Source organism: Leptolyngbya sp. ST-U4 (assembly GCF_039962215.1).
Lineage (GTDB): Bacteria > Cyanobacteriota > Cyanobacteriia > Elainellales > Elainellaceae > Leptolyngbya_A.
The window spans coordinates 14,645-32,975 of the sequence record NZ_JAMPKZ010000002.1; the positions used below are offsets into that span (position 1 = coordinate 14,645).

Below are 18,331 nucleotides of genomic sequence, written 5' to 3' on the forward strand. Positions count from 1 at the left end.
AACGATCGAAACTGAAGTGCGTTTAAGCGAATCAGGTGATGTCTTTCACTAATTGACAATTTGCCATATCGCTTCCGGCTACCGTTATAGAAGGGCTTGAAATTCATAGATTGCTTATGTCTAAAACCTCAGTGCAGCTACTGAACGCTGCGCTCAACGCCTTATCAATGAAGCTTTTCGTCTGCGGCTAAGGCGATGAATTCTGTTAATTCTTTACGGTTAAAAGTAACTGCCTGGCTAGAACTCGAAAAAGCACTGATGTGAGTTAACAAACCAGCCTACTAGCAAGAGGCTAAATAGGTGAATTCTTGCCGCAAAATTAAGTTCAAGAGGGCGAACATCGATACAAATCTCCGCAGGGTTACTGAGAACGTGCGCTGCTTTTGTAGGGATACAGCAACTTCTCAGCAGATGTACGACCGCGATCGTCCCTCCCCTGCAGAATTTAGTGCGGAATTTAATACAGTGCCAGAGCAGGCTAAGACGATGAACCCGATCGCTCAGAAACCTGCCCGGAATTCTGGGTCTCTAACTCCAAAATGGGCAGTCGATCGCCCCGAAAAATTTCTTCGCTGGCTTCGCCGACTTCCCGCATAACTTGTAGGACGGCTTTACTGCCAAGCAGAACGGCAAGCACCGGAATTGTGCCTAAGCTGAGGAGGAGGGAGGTTGGGATTTTAACGCCGGGCATGGATTCTTGGGGCATGGATTCTGGGGGCATTGGTTTAAAGGCATCCTTTCAAAGATGAGGTGAATCCCGGTAGTCGCTGCAATTCCGGCGGATCAAAGTCGATTGATTTAGCCAAATCAAGCACAATAGATGAAAAAAGGGCTGATACTGTAGGCAATTCCCTGTAAAGTTTTGTTAGTTGAGGCAAAGCTTGACTTTTGAGCCTCTCCTCAACCCGGATAAGCCTTCTCCCAAAAACAATTCTGGCTATTCTATAGCGTGAATGGTGTTCAATCTAGTTTGTCGTCCTGATTTGCAGTCTAAGTCTGGTTTCTCCGGCGGTTCCCTGTTCAGATTCCCAGTTTAAATGAAAACCTTGTGCATCATTCGAGCGGAATCCGAGTATGCTATGAGCCTGAAAGGTGATGTACCTGCCACGCTAACCTTAGCGAATTGCTACGTCAGGGTCTAAATGTCAAACGCAACCGCAACCCCATCTTCTTCTCGATCGCCCCTTGAGCGATGGATTCATCAGACGATCGCGCAACGTGGACTGCGCGTAAAGTTTCGGCTGCGGGGTAATAAGCTGCATTTGTTGATTGAGCAACAAACCTGTCCAGACCGGACGGAGATGCTGCGGTGGCTGGTTCCGGCTCTGCAAGAAACGAATCTAAACACTCTGCTGTCTGACGATCAGCCGCCGATTTATCAGCTTCAGCTTTATGCCTGCGAACTGAGCCAGCGTCAGCCCCTCTGGACGGCTGCTATCTATCTCAATCAGCTCGATCGTCATCTCAATCAGCTTACAGTGGGTGAAGCCGTGCCCGAAGTGATCGTTTCGGTTGCTGCTCCCGAGCAGCCTGCGAGTTTTCCGCCTCAGAGAATGGCTTTCGATCGTCCCCCCGCTTCCCAGAGCAATCCTCGTCCCGCCTCCCCAGCGAGTCATCGTTCCCCCGATACAGCGGCTCTGGCTTTGTCGAATCTTAGTCTGGCAAAGCGCGGGGAGGAAATGGCGATCGCCAGCTACCTGAGCGAAACCCTTAGTCATTGGGGGGTTGGGGTGCGGGTTAGTGCGAAATCAGTTTCCTATTCTCCGCCAGCTGCGGTTTATTCCAGCGATACGCCCCTTCAAGACACCTGGACGGCAAAACGTCTCTGGGTTGCCTGTGAAGCAGCTTATAGCCTCGATCCGGCTTCGTTGGGGGAACCGATTACCCAAAAGCTGCGCGAACTCGAGATCGAAGGCTATCGGGATGCGATCGTCCTGTTTCAAGTGCAGGGGGAAACCGAACCCGACTGGCTGCTGCGGGTTGACCTGACTCCGGCAACGGAAATGCTGCGCGAGTGGGCACGCTGGGGTGATGTGGAGGCGCTCCAACGGCTGCTGAACCAGGATCTGGCTGCCTGGGCACTAGAGATTACGAAAGCGACGCTGACGGATACGACGCTGCACCTCTGCACAGAATGGCAAACGATTGAGCCATCAGGATCGAGAGCTGACCTGCTACCGGAACCGATTGCTTCTGCCGGAGGAAAGATGGCGTTGCAGCGCAGCCTGGCAGAACCAGAGCAAAAGCGACTCAAAGCCGAAGTTGCCCTGGCACTCGAAGCCCTGGGACCTCAAGGAATTCATGCGGCGACGCTCTATGGTCCTGAAACGGCTGCGGATTCGCCGGGCTGGGTCGAGTGGATGTCGCTGCCTGCTGCGATTCATGCTGCCTTTGCCGATCCGCCTCTGACTCTGGCACAGCGCGGAGACTGGGAAGCCGTTGCCTTTTTGCTGCATCGATTGCTAAATCCAAATCTCGATCGCTATTTGACGATCGGCGGAATTCGCCTGCTGCTGTTGCCGAAGCCTGACCCGAATGCCAAAGGAGAGCCAGGAGATGACCCCAAGCTTCTGCTGCATCTGATGTGCGAGGGGGTCATTTGCCCCGAGCAGCGACAGGTTAGCCTGGCAGCCTCGCGATTCCTTCAGCAGCTCAAACTGCCCAATTTGTCGGGCGTTCGCATCTACGGGCGCAGAGCCGGACAGAAAAAACCGCTCTGGAGCAATGGCGTAGACTTTTTGCCGCGTCAGCGATTGGTTCCCGAAGTCATACCCGAATTTGCTGCCACATCTGCCTATGTGGATGAGCTACTTCCCGCTTCGGAAGCATCGATTTTGCGTCCTGAGCTGACTCCTGCCGATCTTCAGAGCACCTGGCGAGAGTTGCGGCAGCGATGCGGCTATCAGATCCGCCAGCTTTTGACCCGATCGCAGATTTTTGTGCCTGCGGCTGAACAACACCCAAAAGCCGCCCTGCCTGGAAAGGTCAGCTATCAAGGAACTGCTGCTGGTCTGGTCTGGAGTGCGATCGGCTTGCTGCTGATGGTGCAGGGAAATCTGCTGTTGCTAAGCTGGCTTCGCGGTCAGCCCACTCCGGCAGAGGCAGAGAATCGATCAACGCTCATTGCTCCGACCGAACCCGTTACCCCTAACCAGGAACCCCCTCAAGCATCACCCCAGGTATCGCCCCGAGTTTCGGTTTCTCCTGCTCCGCTGTCTGCTTCTCCAAACGGGCAGGCTTCGCCGCCGATTCGCCTTAGGCAGGCTCCCAACACCGACTCCAATACATTTAATCGTGAAGGATTTACCCGTCCTACTCCGCAGGGAAACCCATCGGCTGCAACCCGTTCTCTGGCTGTGCCTGGACAGAATGCTGCCCCTCGGCAAACGGCTGCACCTCGTCAAACTACTGCCTCGCAACCCCTACGTTACACGCCCATTAACAATCGCTTAAATCAAGCCGCGTTTGAAATTCAGGCACAGGCGACCAATCTGCCCACGTTTAACAGTCGTCAGCTCGATCAGAAACTTCAGCTTTACTACAACTTCCTGCGGGAACAGGGAACGCCCGATGTTTTGATTGTGGGAAGTTCTAGGGCACTGCGCGGTATTGATCCGATCGCCCTTCAGCAGGAGCTTGCTAGACTCGGCTACCCTGACCTGAAGATTTTCAACCTGGGGATTAATGGTGCGACGGTGCAGGTAGTGGATCTTTTGGTGCAGCGCATTCTGACCCCCGATCAGTTGCCGCGCCTGATTATCTGGGCAGATGGGGCACGCGCCTTTAATAGTGGCACAACGGATGTTACCTACAACGGCATCGTGGCTTCGGCTGCCTATCGTCAGTTGCTTGCTGGAACCTTTCCCCTTCCCAACCTGCCCGGAACGAGTGCCACCCAACCTACCCAAAAGTCAGGATTCCGCTTCTCGTTTAATGCTTCGCTTACCGAGTCTTACCAGCAGCTCGATCGCTGGTTTAGCAGTCAGCTTGCAAATGTGGCTCCGGTTCATCAAGGGCGCGATCGGATCAAGCATTTGATCCAGCAGCAGCTGACTGCCTTGATGCCTGATGGGTCTGAATCCCCTGTGCCTGCAATGACTGCCCAATCTCCTGACCAGACTGCCAACTTATTACAGCCTGGACAGCCAGTGATAGATCTTCAGGGCTTTTTGTCGCTGGGAATGCAGTTTAATCCGGCAACTTACTATCAAAAATATGCTAGGGTGATCGGGCAGTATGACAGCGACTACGAAAATTTCCGCATTCAAGGCGAACAGGACAATGCCCTCAAATCGCTGCTGGAATTCACCCAGGCTCGCCAGATCCCCGTCGTGTTTGTCAATCTGCCTTTAACCGGAGACTATCTCGATCCGGCACGAATGCGCCATGAGCGCAGCTTCCGCCAGTACATGGTGCAGCAGCGAATGAGCAATTCAGGACTGGTCTTTGTCGACTTGGGTGAAAAATGGACATCCGAACTGCGCTATTTTTCGGACCCCAGCCACCTGAATCGGCATGGAGCTTATGCGGTGGCGGGGACGATCGCGCAAGATGCCCTCATTCCTTGGAATGCGACCCGATCGCGCTAGGCTTAGGTTAAACCGTGCGAATCATGCCGTTCTCAGGATTCACTAGGCGATAAAGCTTTTGCTTGATTTGCGCGTCGTAAACTTCCCACTTCATACGAGTGTATTCGGCGTTTTCGTTAAACCCAGAGAGGAAGCCCATCGGGATCTCGAATCCGCCTGCCATCGATCGCCCGCCGCCAAAGAACCGTCCGTGGGTATCTTGCCCGAAGGCTTCTTTGATGAACTCGTCGGGATCAAGGGTGATTTTATTGGTGCGGAGCGAACCAATCACCACCTCTAGATCTTCGTCTTCGTCGTGGACAATCCCATAGACAACGGCGGTATGCACGTTTTCCTCAGTTACCAGAAAATCCGCCGCTTGAGGGATTGCGTCACGATCGTCATACCGTAAATAGCCCACACCCGCGATCGAGAAGTTGTTTTGCAGAACGCGGTTACGCAGTGATCGTTCGATGACGTCCATCACCCGCTTCGATCGCGAGGCTTGCAGCACCGAGTTCAAAAGCTGCGAATCGTAATAGCGGCTCAGGTATCCGGCTGCCAGGAAGTCTTCTTCTTGCGCCTGCATTAGCCGATTCGTGTCCGATCGAATGCCGTGCATTAAGGCAGTAGCACACTTAATATGGTCGCTGTTGCTGCTGTCGAGCTTCAGCAGTCCGGCTTGCAAGTATTGGGTAAAGATTGTGGCAGTGGCGCGGGTTTGAGGACGCAGATCGATAAATTCTGCCTTTAGCTCACCCTGGCTTGTGTGGTGGTCAATTACGGCAATGATGGGCAAGTTTGCCTGCTGCACTAGCGGCATAAACTGCGTGGTTGTGCCCTGGTTGTCAATCAGGACGCAGCCGTGGTAATGAGAGAGGTTTTTTTCCTTTAGAGCTTGACCAGAGCAACGTTGGGCAGGCAATCCGGTCAGGCGCACCAAGGCAATGTTTTCCTGGTGGCTCAGCGTTCCCGCGTACACAATCTCACAGGTGATATCAAACTGCTCTGAGATCAGGCGATAAGCCCAGGCTCCTGAAAGGGCATCTGGGTCGGGAAAGTCTTGCAGAAGAACCAAATGGCGTTCGCCCCGGTGCTGGTCGAGCAGTCGCCGTAGCGCCTCGGTGCGCTGTTCGGTAACGCGCCATCCCTGAGGGGTTAGACCATTTTGAGCCGCTCTTGCTTCCCGTCCAGAGCTACCTGAGCCTGAATGGGCTGGGGACATGGAAATTACCCCAGAATTGGAGCTGCTTTGCACCGACGATCGTGACGGCATCGCTACGTGGTCGGCAGGTTTAGGCGATTCTGCTTTTGGCAGTTCTCGCTCAGAATCAACAGTGGCACTTTCAGTCATCAACAGCGAACCGTCGTAGGGTTTAGGCGAATTCAATTGCTGCATATTGGGCGAGGGTGAAAAATATACTGACACTGCCGTTTGTCTATCCCTCAGCGAAAGCAGGTCAGCTTAAAAAGCGGTTAAGGTTGGAACCTTAGTTTAGATCTTTGCAAAAAAACGTAGCTACGGCATCGTGCCTTCTAAGATTCCATCTTTTGATGGAGCGTGAGAAATCCGTGGAAATAGACTGGTGGTCTGTCAGGCTTGTGTCGGGCTTAGGGCAATGCCTCGGTAGAGAATCCCAGGTAGATGATGAGAGAAGGCGATCGAAATCCGCTTGCAGTCTATTGTCCTTGCAGTCCTCCTTTTAGTCCTACTTCCTGGGATTAGTTTCTCTGGAATTAGTTTTTCGGCTGCTCAGCTTCTTGCCAAAAACCCCCGGTGCTTCCTCACAGCCAGGGGTTTAAGTGCCAATAACATATTTTTGCCATTCTTTGTGAAGACCACTTTTTATGTGTTTCGTCACTTCAAAATACAGCCCGCTGTAAGGCTTGTGCGGCTCGTTTCTCAGCGGCATACTGGCTTCCTTCGGAGTGCGATTGCCTTTTTTCACATTGCATCGCACACAGGCAGTCACAATGTTTTCCCAGGAATCACCGCCGCCCCGCGATCGAGGGATCACATGATCTAATGTTAGCTCATCGCCCGTATAGCCGCAGTATTGACAGGAATGGCTGTCCCGATGCAGGATATTGCGACGAGTTAGGGGAATTTCTTTATAGGGAACTCGGACATAGTGGCGCAGCCGAATTACCGTCGGCAGAGGCATTTCGGAGTACACAACTTTACCATTGTGTTCGACCTGCTCTGCTTTCCCTTTAATCAGTAAGACCACTGCCCGTCTCCAGCTCGTGATGTTGAGCGGTTCGTAAGAGGCGTTCAATACAAGAACCTTGCCCATTGACAGAATCTGATTCAGAAGGTTTCACAGATAGTAACATATTGGCACAGATGGAAGGTAGATAGTGATGTTTTGTCAAGAGGGAATCCTGGGATTGTTGGTGGTGGCGTGAACTAAGTGATGACTGAGGTGTGAGCAAGAGGAGTGAATCATCATGCTGAGCTGGGAACTTTCTCCCGATCTGGCAACCCTACGGCGCGATCGGGCCTGGGTTGAGATTGATCTGAACGCACTGGGGCACAACGTCCGGCAAATTCAGCGAAAACTGTCGCCCCAAACAGCACTTATGGCTGTCGTGAAAGCTGACGCCTACGGGCATGGAGCCGTCACTGTGGCGCGATCGGTGCTTGGGCATGGGGCGAGCTGGCTGGGAGTTGCCACGATCCCGGAAGGTATTGAGCTGCGGCAGGCTGGGATCAAAGCTCCAATTCTGCTGCTGGGCGCGACGAATACTCCGGAAGAAATTCGCGCCGTGGCACAGTGGCGACTTCAGCCTACCCTTTGTACTTCGAAGCAGGCATTGGTGTTTGCCGAAACGCTTGCCGAGGAAGGTCATCGCCCGATTCCGGTGCATCTCAAGATCGATACTGGGATGTCTCGTTTGGGAATGCCCTGGCAGCAGGCAGCAGAGTTTGGGCAGCTTGTCGCACGTTTGCCCCAGCTTGAAACTGCCAGCGTTTATTCCCACTTGGCGACGGCAGACAGTCCTGATCCGACCATCATGCAGCTTCAGCATCAGCGATACCGGAAAGCGATCGCCCAGCTTCGATCGATCCAGATTCAACCGCCTCGTCTGCATTTTGCTAACTCAGCTGCGACCTTGGTTGACCCTGGCTTGCACTACGATCTGGTGCGAGTCGGGCTGGCAATCTACGGACTCTATCCTGCGCCCCATTTACAAAAGACGATCGACCTTCAGCCGGTGATGCAGGTCAAGGCACGTGTTACGCAGGTCAAACCAATTACCGCCGGAACTGGAGTCAGCTATGGCTATCAGTACATTGCCGATCGCGATATGCTGCTGGCGGTTGTAGGAATCGGCTATGCAGACGGAGTGCCGCGCAATTTGTCGAACCGGATTGAAGTGCTGATCCGCGGCAAGCGAGTCCCTCAAATCGGCGCAATTACAATGGATCAGCTCATGCTCGATGTGAGTGCCATTCCTAACCTGCGCGAAGGGGAAGTCGTGACGCTGCTGGGACAAGACGGAGACGATCGCATTACTGCCGACGACTGGGCAAACCGCCTAAACACAATTTCTTGGGAGATTCTGTGCAGCTTTAAGCACCGCCTGCCTCGCATTTCAATCGGGTCTTCGTCTGAATGCCAATCTGAGATTTCAGTTCTGGAATAAAACTTCACACCCGCTCTATAAACTCCACATCGAAAGTCACCGGAACGGTGGTCGATCGCTCTGTATCAGCACCTATGCTAGTCGCAAGCGTGAGAATCGGCTCATTTTGCGGTACTTCTAAGCTGGGTGTTTTTCAACAAGGAGAGCGATGGCAATGCTGGATACTAATCAGATTTTGCAGGAACCGGGACTCCGAATTACCGCAGCCGAAAAGGCTTCGATCCTGGAGCGGATGCCACCTCCCGCCCCAAATGGGCAAATTTACATCGATGGCGTGTTTGAGGGTGGCGGGGTTCGAGGGATTGCATTTCTGGGCGCACTGCGTTGTTGTGCAGATGTGGGGCTATCTTGGCGCAAAGTTGCCGGAACCTCGGCTGGAGCCATTACGGCTGCTCTCGTGGCTGCTAATTTCCAGATCGATCATCTAGAAAAAATCATTGGCAGCATGAACTTTATGGAATTTCTGACTGAGAAAACCAGTTCGCTGATCCTTAACGGCAACCCAGCAGACGATTTGAGCCATCCGCTCTGGCTGATTCTGTGGCTTCAGCTTGCAGGCAAATCGGGGCAGTATTCGGGAGAGCCATTTCGCCGCTGGATGGCAGGAATGCTGCGAAAACAGGGATTGACCAGCTTTTCTAGCTTAAAGGAGCAATCGAGCGACGGCGTCATGCGTGAGCTTAAAGTCGTAACCTCGGATATTTCGAGAGGCGAGATGCTAGTTTTGCCAGACGATTTGCCGAACGTGGAAGAGCAACGGGGCTATCGCGATCCGGGCGAGTTTGAAATTGCCGAAGCAGTGCGGCTTTCAATGAGCATTCCACTCTTTTTTGAAGCGGGCAAACTGGGCGGCTCCAAAATCGTGGACGGCGGCATTCTCAGCAATTTTCCCCTGTGGATCTACGACTTTAAGCCCGGCAAAACTCAGCAAATCTGCCCGCGCTGGCCCACGTTTGGCTTACGGCTCGTGCATCGCAACAATCAGCAGGGCAAACCGATTACGGGACCGTTTGATGTGCTGCGTGCCATGTTCAGCACAATGATGGTTGCCAGGGATCAGTACCACCTGGGTCAGGGCAAGCAAGACCGCGTCATTGATATCGATGTCACCGATGCACAGGTTACGGCAACCGAGTTTAATTTAGGCGACGACAAAAAGCGTGTTCTTTACCGCATAGGCTACCTGGCGATGAAGGACTTTTTGCTGGGCAACGCCTCCACCGGACAACCGCCCTGGAACTGGGATGAACATCTGCGCCGCCGAGGGTTCGATCCGGTTGAGTGCCGCCAGGAATACGCAGCACGATCATAGATCATTATCCATGAATCTTGGTTGAATCATAGATTGATTTAAGGGCTAGAAACCGATCGATTGCAGTAGAATCTGATATACTAAGGTTTCGTCAGCCTGGAGAGGTGGCTGAGTGGTCGAAAGCGGCAGATTGCTAATCTGTTGTACGGCAGGTAACTCCGTACCGAGGGTTCGAATCCCTCCCTCTCCGTCCAGTTTTTAGAGTCAGTTTCTAACCCCAGTTTCGCTGGATGCGCTCGTCGTTGGCTTGGCGAAAGCGATCGAAGCCTGACTGGGATTCTTGACTGTTGAAGTGCTGCCCTGCGCAGGGGTGCGGTCTTCTGTTTTACTTAAGTCATCCAGATTAAAGTCATTCAAATCAACAGAGGACAAAAAGAAGCGATCGAGACTGTAGATGTAATTTACATAGACTGCTCTGGACAAAAATTTAGACAAAGATCTGGGCAAAGATCTGGATAAACCTCGGTTGTTCAATCAGAAACAGCTTGTTGATACTTGGCTTGTTGACCTTGAACTTGTTGGCATTGAGTTTATACGCCGAATTTATACGCCCAGATCAAGCAGTTCCTCGGATATCACTGAACGCTGGTGTAAGGCTGCCGCTCCCCAAAAATTGGCAATCTGTTCACTAACAAGTTGAGCATAAAAGTAATGAAAGAAATAACGCCCACCCGGACAAATCCAGAGACGAGAAATGGATTGATCAAAATACTGCTGCCAGTCTCGAAGCTGATTGGGATCAATAACCATATCATCCACGCTGCCGCAGACTAGAAGCGGTACAGATACAGAAATGGGTAACAAGTGCGTTGACCGAAACAAGCTATGCGGCGAAAGGGATTGATATAAGTCTTGCTCTAGGAGTTTTACAAAAGTCTCCGTCACGTCCTTTGATGGACAGCCCAGCAACCCATGCACCATTTGTCTGAGAATTCTTTGCTGATCGCAGGGAAGCAGACGACGCTGAGTATAGTAATGCATCTGCCAATCGATCGTAGGATTAACGCCAACCGAGAGCAATGTGAGCGATCGCACTCGCTCTGGATGTTGACGCGCATAGAGTAATCCCAGCAGTCCGCCTGTGCTGTGTCCCAGCAGGTGAATTGGGCGATTGTGATGTTTCAAATAATCATGCAGCAGCACTAGCGCAGTGTCTAAAGAAGTGGGTTCATCTAGATCCTGAGCATATTCCCAGTGTCCAATCGCGGCGTGTTGAGATAAATGATTTAGAAGAGGGCGATTGAAGCCTTGGAAGGCAGGACTGACATTTAACCAAAGGGCATCAGGAAAGAGAGACATGGAGGGCTTCCTTATGAATAGAAGAGAGAATGAATAGAAGAGAGGACGGTGTTCGCTTATTGAGTATATTTCTCAACAAGCTTTGACGAGAGCTAGTTTAGAATCATTCGCAATAAGATGATATTAAGTATTATTAAGCAAATCCAAAAATGACCTCAGTTGCTGGATTTGGAAAGCGATCGTGGAGGATCTAAAAAATTAACAGGAATCTAATGCCAGGAGGATGTCTAAAAGGCGAGGAATGAGCGTTCCGGTCAGATTTTCCCCCGCCCCTTTCAAAAGAAGGGAAAGGGCTGGCAGGCATGCGAAGCCTGTTCAATACGGGAACTTGGTTTGCATTATCAGGTGCTTATCGGGGCATCATTTGCTGCTAGGAGTTCTGAGGCTTGCTCAGGCAACCTATCAGCAGCTCATTTCAATTTTCAATAATGGTGCTTCCGCTCACGAGCTTTATCCATTCTGTGAACGTGCCAAAAATGGCTGAAGGGCAGGCTGAAGTAAACCCAGGGAAAATCCGTTCTGGAACTTTCCTGCTGGGCTGATCGCGTTAAGGTGAGCCGTTCTGCTGCCCTGCTCAGTTGGGGCAAGTTCAATTCGCAAATACTCTAACGGGAGTTCGGGCAACCGCTCTGCCCATTCGATCGCCACAATGCCCAGCGGAAACTCCAGCCCATCCCAATAGCTTTCTACATGCAGGACTTCGACTTCGGTCGGGTCAAGGCGATAAAGATCAAGATGGTAGAGCGGGATGCGCCCCTCTGAATATTCGCTAATTAGTGTAAAGGTGGGGCTGACGATCGCTTCAGCAATACCCAGACTCTCACCTAAACCCTGAACCAGGGTTGTTTTGCCGCTGCCAAGATTGCCCTGAAGCAGCAGAATCGTTCCCGCAGGCAGCGATCGTCCCAGAAGATGACCGAGCTGATAAGTTGCGGCTGCGTCTGGCAGCAGGAGGGTGAGGGATTCGATCATAAAAAACCAGAGAAAATAATTAAGGGCACCCAGGTGGATGCCCCTCAAAATAGAGATGAAGTTAATTGCCGCTAAAGCAAATTAGCAAGCAAGCTAGTTGTCGTAAACCCGGCATTCATCCGCTTCAGGGTTAGCGTCGCAGTATTGCTGGAAAGAGGTTTGTTGGGGAGCTTCTTTTTGACGTTGGTGAGATGCCTCTGCTTGCAGTTCCTCAACTGCATCCCAGGCAGCGGCACACTCGGCAGAACCATCTCCTTTTACCTCGCAAACTGTGCGAGCTTCATCACGCTCTTTTTGAATTTCGTCTTGGATATTGCTCATAATTCTACTCAGCTAAACTGGGTTCTATTTCGTGTGCAGAGCTTTATACATTTAGCTTAACCTGATCCTCTGCTGCACCAGATCATCCTTTCGAGTGTCTTTTAGGTAAGCGCCTACTCCTACTTACGCATGAGATCTGCTTTTCCCAAAAGGATCACGTTATTTCTTAAGGTTTGTGGACAGGTTTCAAGACAAACCGACAAAAGGTTCGGCTTGTGGTGTGCGTAGACGGGCAAAGTGCCAGTACGGATAAGCACATCCCTGTCATCATACCTTGACGCAAATGAGATTCTGGTTCGCTTAGATACGAAATTCGAGCGAACTGCTTTACCGTTCCGCTTTGCCGCTAGACTGAGAGCAGGTTTTCAACGCTTTCGTGTGATTCATCATTATTAATTAAGTCAAAGATTTCTATCGCTTATACTGAGTCATCCCATGATGCAATCGATGAAGTGGGCGAGTGCTTTATCCACCCGACCGTCTCTAGAGCAAGCGGTACATGATGTCATCGAGCAAGCAACCCAGCAGCTTCAGGCAACCGCAGATCTGGCGATCGTCTTCATTTCTTCGGCGTTTGCCAGCGAATACTCGCGTCTGATGCCGCTGTTGCAGGAGCATTTGAACGTGCCAGCTCTGATTGGCTGTAGCGGTGGCGGTGTGATTGGTGTAAATCCGTCCGGGCAGATTCAGGAAGTCGAAGGGGATGCTGCTCTGAATTTGACGCTGGCACACCTTCCGGGAGTCAAGGTCAAGGCGTTTCATTTATCGGTTGAAGATTTGCCTGACCTGGATAGTCCGCCCGATACCTGGATTAATCTAATTGGCGTGCCGCCTCAGGAGCAGCCGCAATTTTTGCTGCTTGCCTCGCCGATGGCTTCTGGGGTAAATGAGCTGCTGCAAGGGCTGGATTTTGCCTATCCGGGCGCAGTCAAAGTGGGCGGGCTGGCAAGCGTGACAGCGTTCGCAGGGGCAAGCGGGCTGTTTTGCAACTATCGCCGCCATCAGGAAGGCATTGTGGGCGTGGCGTTGAGTGGAGACATTGTGCTGGAAACGATCGTGGCTCAGGGCTGTCGTCCAATCGGTCAACTGCACCGAATTGTTGAAGCAGAGCGCAATATCGTGCTGAAGGTCGAAGCGCAAATGGATGACGTGGAGCCGCTCCTTCTAGGAGGAAGTCGAGCAGGACAACCCCGGGCACCGCTCGAAGTGCTTCAGGACTTGCTGCAAACCTTGAGTGAAGACGATCGAGAGCTGGCACAGCATTCGCTTTATATCGGCGTGGCGCAAAGCGCGTTTAAGCAAAACCCAGAGCAGGGCGACTTTTTAATTCGGAATCTGCTGGGCGTTGATCCTCGGACGGGGGCAATTGCGGTAGGCGATCGAGTGCGTCCGGGGCAGCGAATTCAGTTTCACCTGCGCGATGCCAAAACATCAGGCGATGATTTGCAGCTGCTGCTCGAACGCTATCAAATGCAAACCCAGCGAACTCAGCAGCCTTCACCAATGGGTGCGCTGATGTTCTCCTGTGTCGGGCGGGGTGAGGGGCTTTACAATCAGCCTAATTTTGACTCTCAGCTTTTTAGCCGCTATATGCAGCACATTCCCCTGAGCGGATTCTTTTGTAATGGGGAGATTGGTCCCGTAGGGGGCACAACGTTTTTACACGGTTATACGTCGGTGTTTGGAATTTGTCGTCCGTCGAGTAGGGTGTAGGGAGTAGATGGGAGGTCAGGAAAGGAGGGTGGTTTGTTTTAGGGGGATTTCGATGATGAGTTCTGTGCCTTGTTGAGGAGTTGAAAAGCAGTGGATTGTGCCGCCGTGATTTTCGGTGATGATCTGGTAGCTGATCGACATTCCGATGCCTGTGCCTTTACCGATCGGTTTTGTGGTGAAAAAGGGATCGAAGATGCGCTGTTTTACCGCTTCGGGCATTCCTGGACCGTTATCTGCAATATGAACTGCCACTCGATCGGGGTCAATTTTCTGAGTGCGGATCACGATGCTGCTGGAAGCTTGATCGATCTCCTGGTGCGATCGGTGCTGATCGTGTTCTTCTAAAGCATCTAAAGCATTCACAAGAATATTCATGAAGACCTGATTGAGCTGTCCAGCGTAGCATTCAACCAGCGGTAAATCGCCATATTGCTTAATCACCCGAATGCCGGGATGCTCTGAGGTGGCTTTGAGGCGGTTTTCGAGGATGACCAGTGTGCTGTCAATGCCTTCATGGATGTCTACTGCTTTGCATTCGGCTTCATCCAAACGGGAAAAAGTTCGGAGAGAGCTGACGATCTGGCGAATGCGCTCGGCTCCCATTCTGATCGAAGACAGGAGCCGGGGTAGGTCGCTCTCCACAAACGCCAAATCGATCGCCTCAACCGTGTTTTGAATTGCCGGCAACGGGTTGGGATAGTGGGCTTGGTAGGTGTGAATCAGCTCAAGCAAGTCCTGCATATACTGTTCAGCCGGAAACAGATTGCCATAGATAAAGTTCACCGGGTTGTTGATTTCGTGGGCAATTCCGGCGACCAGTTGGCCCAGAGAAGACATTTTTTCGCTCTGGATCATTTGCAGTTGGGTATGCTGGAGTTTTTGTAGGGCTAGCTCTAGCTCTTGTGCTTTGGTCTGGCTCTGGTCATAGAGTTCTGCCTGGTTCAGGGCGATCGTCAACTGCTCCATGACTGCCTGCAACAGCTTTACCTCGTCATCCGTCCAGCAGCGGGGCGATCGGTTTTGACAGTTCATCACCCCAATTAATCCTGAAGGGATCTGCATTGGCAAGTTTAGCGATGCTGCGTAGCCCAAATCATTAAAGAGTTGCCGAACTACTGGGTCTCCAACTTGGTGTACATCTTCAATACAAACCGTATCTAAAACAAATAGCTGTTCTGCCAGGGAACCGAGCGCCGCAACCGGATAGCGGCCTAGCAGGCTGGGCTGGGCTTCTGCGGTAGCCTGTTTGACCACTTCCCAGTAAGGCTCTTCTGCATCGGGGCAGTACCAGGCAAACGAGCAGGAATCGACCTGCATAAAGCTACGAATTTCCTCAACCGCAGTCGTCAAAATAATGTCAAAGTTGAGCGAACAGCGAACCTGACTGGTGATGCAATTAAGGAGTTGTTCGCGCTGTGCCCTTTGCTGTAGGGCGACTTCTGCCTGTTTTTGCTCGGTGATGTCGCGCACGATCGTTGAAAGATATTCGGGAGTTCCATCGGCGGCTTTGTGGGCAATAATCACCTGCGAGACAGGAATTTCTCGTCCACTGCGGCTTAAGTGAGTGGATTCCCCCTGCCAAATGCCCTGCTGAATCGCGATCGGGATGCCCTGCTCCAGCACAATCTGCTTGGAATCCTCGGTAAGAATCGTTGAGATCGGCAGTCCCATTGGGGCTTCTGCTGGCGGAATCTCCAGCAAACGCTGTCCGGCACGGTTTATATAAAGGACTCGTCCCTGCATATCGGCAATACCAATCAGGTCAGAGGTAGCTTCTAGAATCGCAGTGAGTCTTGCCTGCGCCTGTTCAGCCGCTTTGCGATCGCCAATATCCCTGATGATTGACAGAGCGTGCGGCTTATCCCTGTATCGAAAAGGAACACTTGTCACTTCAACATCGATAGAGCTGCCATCTTTGTGCAGGTCAATTCCTGTGCAGAAGAACGGCTTTCCTGCCCTGATGGTTTCAACAAACTGAAAAAACTCTGGCAAAGTGTCCTGATGCACCAACTCAGAGGGACGAAGCTCGACAAACTCCTCGGCGGTGTAGCCGTGCATCCTACAGGCTGCGGGATTGACCGAAACCACTTTGCCGGTTTCCAGATCCGTGATAACAATACCATCGTTGATGGTTTCAAAAATACTGCGGTAGTGGGATTCTGCTTGCTGAAGGGCGGCTTCAGCGATTTTGCGATCGGTGATGTCAAACGCGGTGACAACAATGCGGTGAATTCTGCCGCGATCGTCTTTCAGAGGATTGAGCGTCGTAAGCCACCAAAAGTCGCGCCCGCCAAGCGGAAGATACTCCTCGTAAGTGATTGGAGTTCCTGCCTCCAGGCATCGCTGGTAATCGTGCCGCACGACTGCCCCATGCTCCTGACCCATCAGCTCTTCCGGGGTCTTGCCGACGATCGCTTCGCTGGGAATTCCGGCGCTTCTCTCAGTTGCAGGATTCCAGCCGACAAAGCGGAACTCGCCATCTTCCAGCACGTTTACCATCGTGATGCTGTGCTCGACCGCTTCATACATACTGCGAAGCAATCGCGCTTGTTCCCGCAGTTCGGCTTCAGCCCGTTTGCGATCCTTAATTTCACGCCAGGTCGTATGGAAAATTTCTCGCCCATCGATCTCAATTTTGGTCAGCAGCACCTCTACCCAGAAATCCTCGCCATCGACTCGACGATGCATCCACTCGAACCATTGACTGCGCTGATCCGCCATTGCGGCGAACATCTCTCTTGCTTTTGCCTGAGACGACTGCCCGTCAGGCTGACATTCGGGGGACATTTGGGAAAACTGAAGAGATAGCAGCTCCTCTTTGCTGCTGCACCGCATCATCTTGACTGCCGCTTGGTTACAGTCAATGACCTCCCCATCTTCTAGAAGCAGCATCGCATCTGCAGATTCATCGAACAGTTGCCGGAACAGGGTATCAGACAGTTTTCGTCCCGTTGTAGCAGCGACTAGATTGGCTGCCACACTCCCGATCGGGTTATTGCTACAGGGGGTAGGGTCAGCCGTTTCGTATGGAGAACGAGTGTTGTCCGGCATAGGAATTTTAGAGCTGAGAAGCTGATAGGCAGATGATCGATCGCCTCCTGCCCTGACCAGGTTGGAGTAGATTGAGTTACTGCTTAGAATGCCCCTTAAGCAAGTTTTCTAACAGTTCTAAAACTCCGGCTCGACAGCAATCAGGTCTCGTGCGGTAGGTCTCGTGCAACTTCTTTTTAAGTGGCTTTTGTACGCTTTTGCTCAGTCCTCAAAGAAACCTCTACTAGGGCTACGGCTGAAATCAACAAGTACGAGAAAAAGATTGGGAAAGATTGCCTGAAAAACGACTTGAAACACCAGAGCAAATATTTTAGATTGCTCAATACATAGTTGGGTAATAGTCTTTCACTCGTTAACTGCAAGATTTTGCGATTGCAGACTTTTCGAGAGAGTCCTAGTTCCTTGAGCTTGTTGTAAACAGCAGGGATATCCCGATAAATTGTGTAAAACCACTGTTGGGGCTCTTTTCCCCAATTGCTTGCTCCCAACGTACATTCTACGAAGTTTTCTTTAGTGACCAGAACGCCGCCGTGAACTGCACAATTTCCAGCCCAGTAGGCTAATCCAGCCCAGTTTTCCAGGCTACCGGGCCACATTTCAAGCGCAGCTCGGACGTATTCGGTTTGAAAAATTGTTGAAGTGATAAAAATGACTGCTCCAATATCTTCCTCAAGGCATTTCTCAAAAACTGCTTTGCCATCTCTCCAATTTTCCTCCAGGTTCGTTGGCAAATAATGCTGGAGGTGTACTTCGCCAGTTTGCTTAAGCCGACCGAAGAAATTGAGGAAAATTAGGGATAAGCCTGGCTTAGACTTAAGAGAATTCAACACATAAGCAAGCGTTCCAGGTTGAATTGGATCATCATCCCCAACAATCCATACATATTTTCCAGAAGCTTGATTTAGCAAGTATTGGAAGTTTCGCATCCATCCAAGATTTTCAGCGTTTCGATTGGTCTTAAAAACGACTTTATTGAAACGAGGACGCCACTTTTCAAATATTGCTGGGGTTTGATCTTCAGAGCAGTTATCAGAAACAATCACTTCACATTCGGACTCAAACCCTTTGATTTCCTCTTCTAGCCAGGCAAGTTGACGGTCTAATTCGCCTGCTCGATTAAACGTTGGAATGCAAACTGACAACAAGATACTCATGATAGAACCTGATAGAAATAGATTACTGGTGACATTGCAATTTACTGAAGCTTTGAAGCCGGTCAGGAGTGTAATCAAGAATAGTCGAGCCAGAAGCAAAAGTTAGATGTGTCGGTTTATCTAGATGAATCTTCCCTAGATAAACTGTCTCTGACTTGTTTTTTTCCTAGATGAGATTAGGATGGAAAGCTCTTATGTATAGCGAACCCTGTAAGCACCGCGATTCTAGCTTGAGCCCTTAGCTTGAACAGCGGCAGCTTGCAGCTACTTTATCAAACCATTACAACTCA

At 51.3% G+C, this 18,331-nt stretch carries 13 protein-coding genes and 1 tRNA gene; 5 read left to right on the forward strand and 9 right to left on the reverse strand.

Annotated elements, in window-relative coordinates:
- Positions 1–478: 478 nt before the first annotated feature.
- Positions 479–706 (reverse strand): hypothetical protein, encoded by a 228-nt coding sequence (locus NDA02_RS05665; RefSeq protein ID WP_199296373.1) that lies wholly within the window; start codon positions 704–706, stop codon positions 479–481.
- 436 nt (positions 707–1,142) lie between these two features.
- On the opposite strand from NDA02_RS05665, the gene NDA02_RS05670 reads away from it, so the two are divergent.
- Positions 1,143–4,589 (forward strand): hypothetical protein, encoded by a 3,447-nt coding sequence (locus NDA02_RS05670; RefSeq protein ID WP_190790439.1) that lies wholly within the window; start codon positions 1,143–1,145, stop codon positions 4,587–4,589.
- 7 nt (positions 4,590–4,596) lie between these two features.
- Here NDA02_RS05670 and NDA02_RS05675 read toward each other — a convergent pair whose 3' ends face one another.
- Together NDA02_RS05675 and NDA02_RS05680 are read right to left on the reverse strand one after the other, a co-directional pair.
- Positions 4,597–5,967 (reverse strand): bifunctional oligoribonuclease/PAP phosphatase NrnA, encoded by a 1,371-nt coding sequence (locus tag NDA02_RS05675; RefSeq protein ID WP_190790440.1) that lies wholly within the window; start codon positions 5,965–5,967, stop codon positions 4,597–4,599.
- Positions 5,968–6,367: 400 nt separating this feature from the next.
- A complete protein-coding gene (locus tag NDA02_RS05680; protein WP_190792743.1) occupies positions 6,368–6,865 on the reverse strand; it encodes an HNH endonuclease in 498 nt (165 codons plus the stop codon).
- A 154-nt stretch (positions 6,866–7,019) separates the two neighbouring features.
- On the opposite strand from NDA02_RS05680, the gene alr reads away from it, so the two are divergent.
- The 3 genes from alr to NDA02_RS05695 all read left to right on the forward strand — a co-directional run bounded on the left by alr (position 7,020) and on the right by NDA02_RS05695 (position 9,721).
- Positions 7,020–8,219 carry an alanine racemase gene (alr, locus tag NDA02_RS05685; RefSeq protein WP_190792742.1) on the forward strand — a complete coding sequence of 400 codons (1,200 nt, stop codon included), beginning with the start codon at positions 7,020–7,022 and terminating at the stop codon, positions 8,217–8,219.
- 154 nt (positions 8,220–8,373) lie between these two features.
- Positions 8,374–9,531 (forward strand): patatin-like phospholipase family protein, encoded by a 1,158-nt coding sequence (locus tag NDA02_RS05690; RefSeq protein WP_199296642.1) that lies wholly within the window; start codon positions 8,374–8,376, stop codon positions 9,529–9,531.
- 98 nt (positions 9,532–9,629) lie between these two features.
- Positions 9,630–9,721: transfer RNA gene (locus tag NDA02_RS05695), tRNA-Ser, on the forward strand.
- Between the two features lie 14 nt (positions 9,722–9,735).
- On the opposite strand, the gene NDA02_RS05700 is transcribed toward NDA02_RS05695, so the two are convergent.
- From NDA02_RS05700 to NDA02_RS05715, 4 genes are all read right to left on the reverse strand, one after another.
- Positions 9,736–9,954 carry a hypothetical protein gene (locus tag NDA02_RS05700; protein ID WP_190792740.1) on the reverse strand — a complete coding sequence of 73 codons (219 nt, stop codon included), beginning with the start codon at positions 9,952–9,954 and terminating at the stop codon, positions 9,736–9,738.
- A 120-nt stretch (positions 9,955–10,074) separates the two neighbouring features.
- Positions 10,075–10,830 (reverse strand): alpha/beta hydrolase, encoded by a 756-nt coding sequence (locus tag NDA02_RS05705; RefSeq protein WP_190792739.1) that lies wholly within the window; start codon positions 10,828–10,830, stop codon positions 10,075–10,077.
- 450 nt (positions 10,831–11,280) lie between these two features.
- The gene (tsaE, locus tag NDA02_RS05710) at positions 11,281–11,802 is read right to left on the reverse strand and encodes a tRNA (adenosine(37)-N6)-threonylcarbamoyltransferase complex ATPase subunit type 1 TsaE (RefSeq protein ID WP_190792738.1); all 522 of its coding nucleotides are present in this window, start codon (positions 11,800–11,802) and stop codon (positions 11,281–11,283) included.
- Between the two features lie 93 nt (positions 11,803–11,895).
- The gene (locus NDA02_RS05715; RefSeq protein ID WP_190792737.1) at positions 11,896–12,123 is read right to left on the reverse strand and encodes a Calvin cycle protein CP12; all 228 of its coding nucleotides are present in this window, start codon (positions 12,121–12,123) and stop codon (positions 11,896–11,898) included.
- Positions 12,124–12,558: 435 nt separating this feature from the next.
- Here NDA02_RS05715 and NDA02_RS05720 point away from each other — a divergent pair, with 435 nt between their 5' ends.
- A complete protein-coding gene (locus NDA02_RS05720; protein ID WP_190792736.1) occupies positions 12,559–13,836 on the forward strand; it encodes an FIST C-terminal domain-containing protein in 1,278 nt (425 codons plus the stop codon).
- Positions 13,837–13,851: 15 nt separating this feature from the next.
- On the opposite strand, the gene NDA02_RS05725 is transcribed toward NDA02_RS05720, so the two are convergent.
- Positions 13,852–16,887, reverse strand: a complete 3,036-nt coding sequence (locus tag NDA02_RS05725) for a PAS domain S-box protein (RefSeq protein ID WP_348247907.1) — start codon at positions 16,885–16,887, stop codon at positions 13,852–13,854.
- A 176-nt stretch (positions 16,888–17,063) separates the two neighbouring features.
- Entirely contained in the window at positions 17,064–18,119 is a 1,056-nt protein-coding gene (locus tag NDA02_RS05730) for a glycosyltransferase family 2 protein (protein ID WP_348247906.1), read from the reverse strand.
- Positions 18,120–18,331 lie beyond the last annotated feature (212 nt).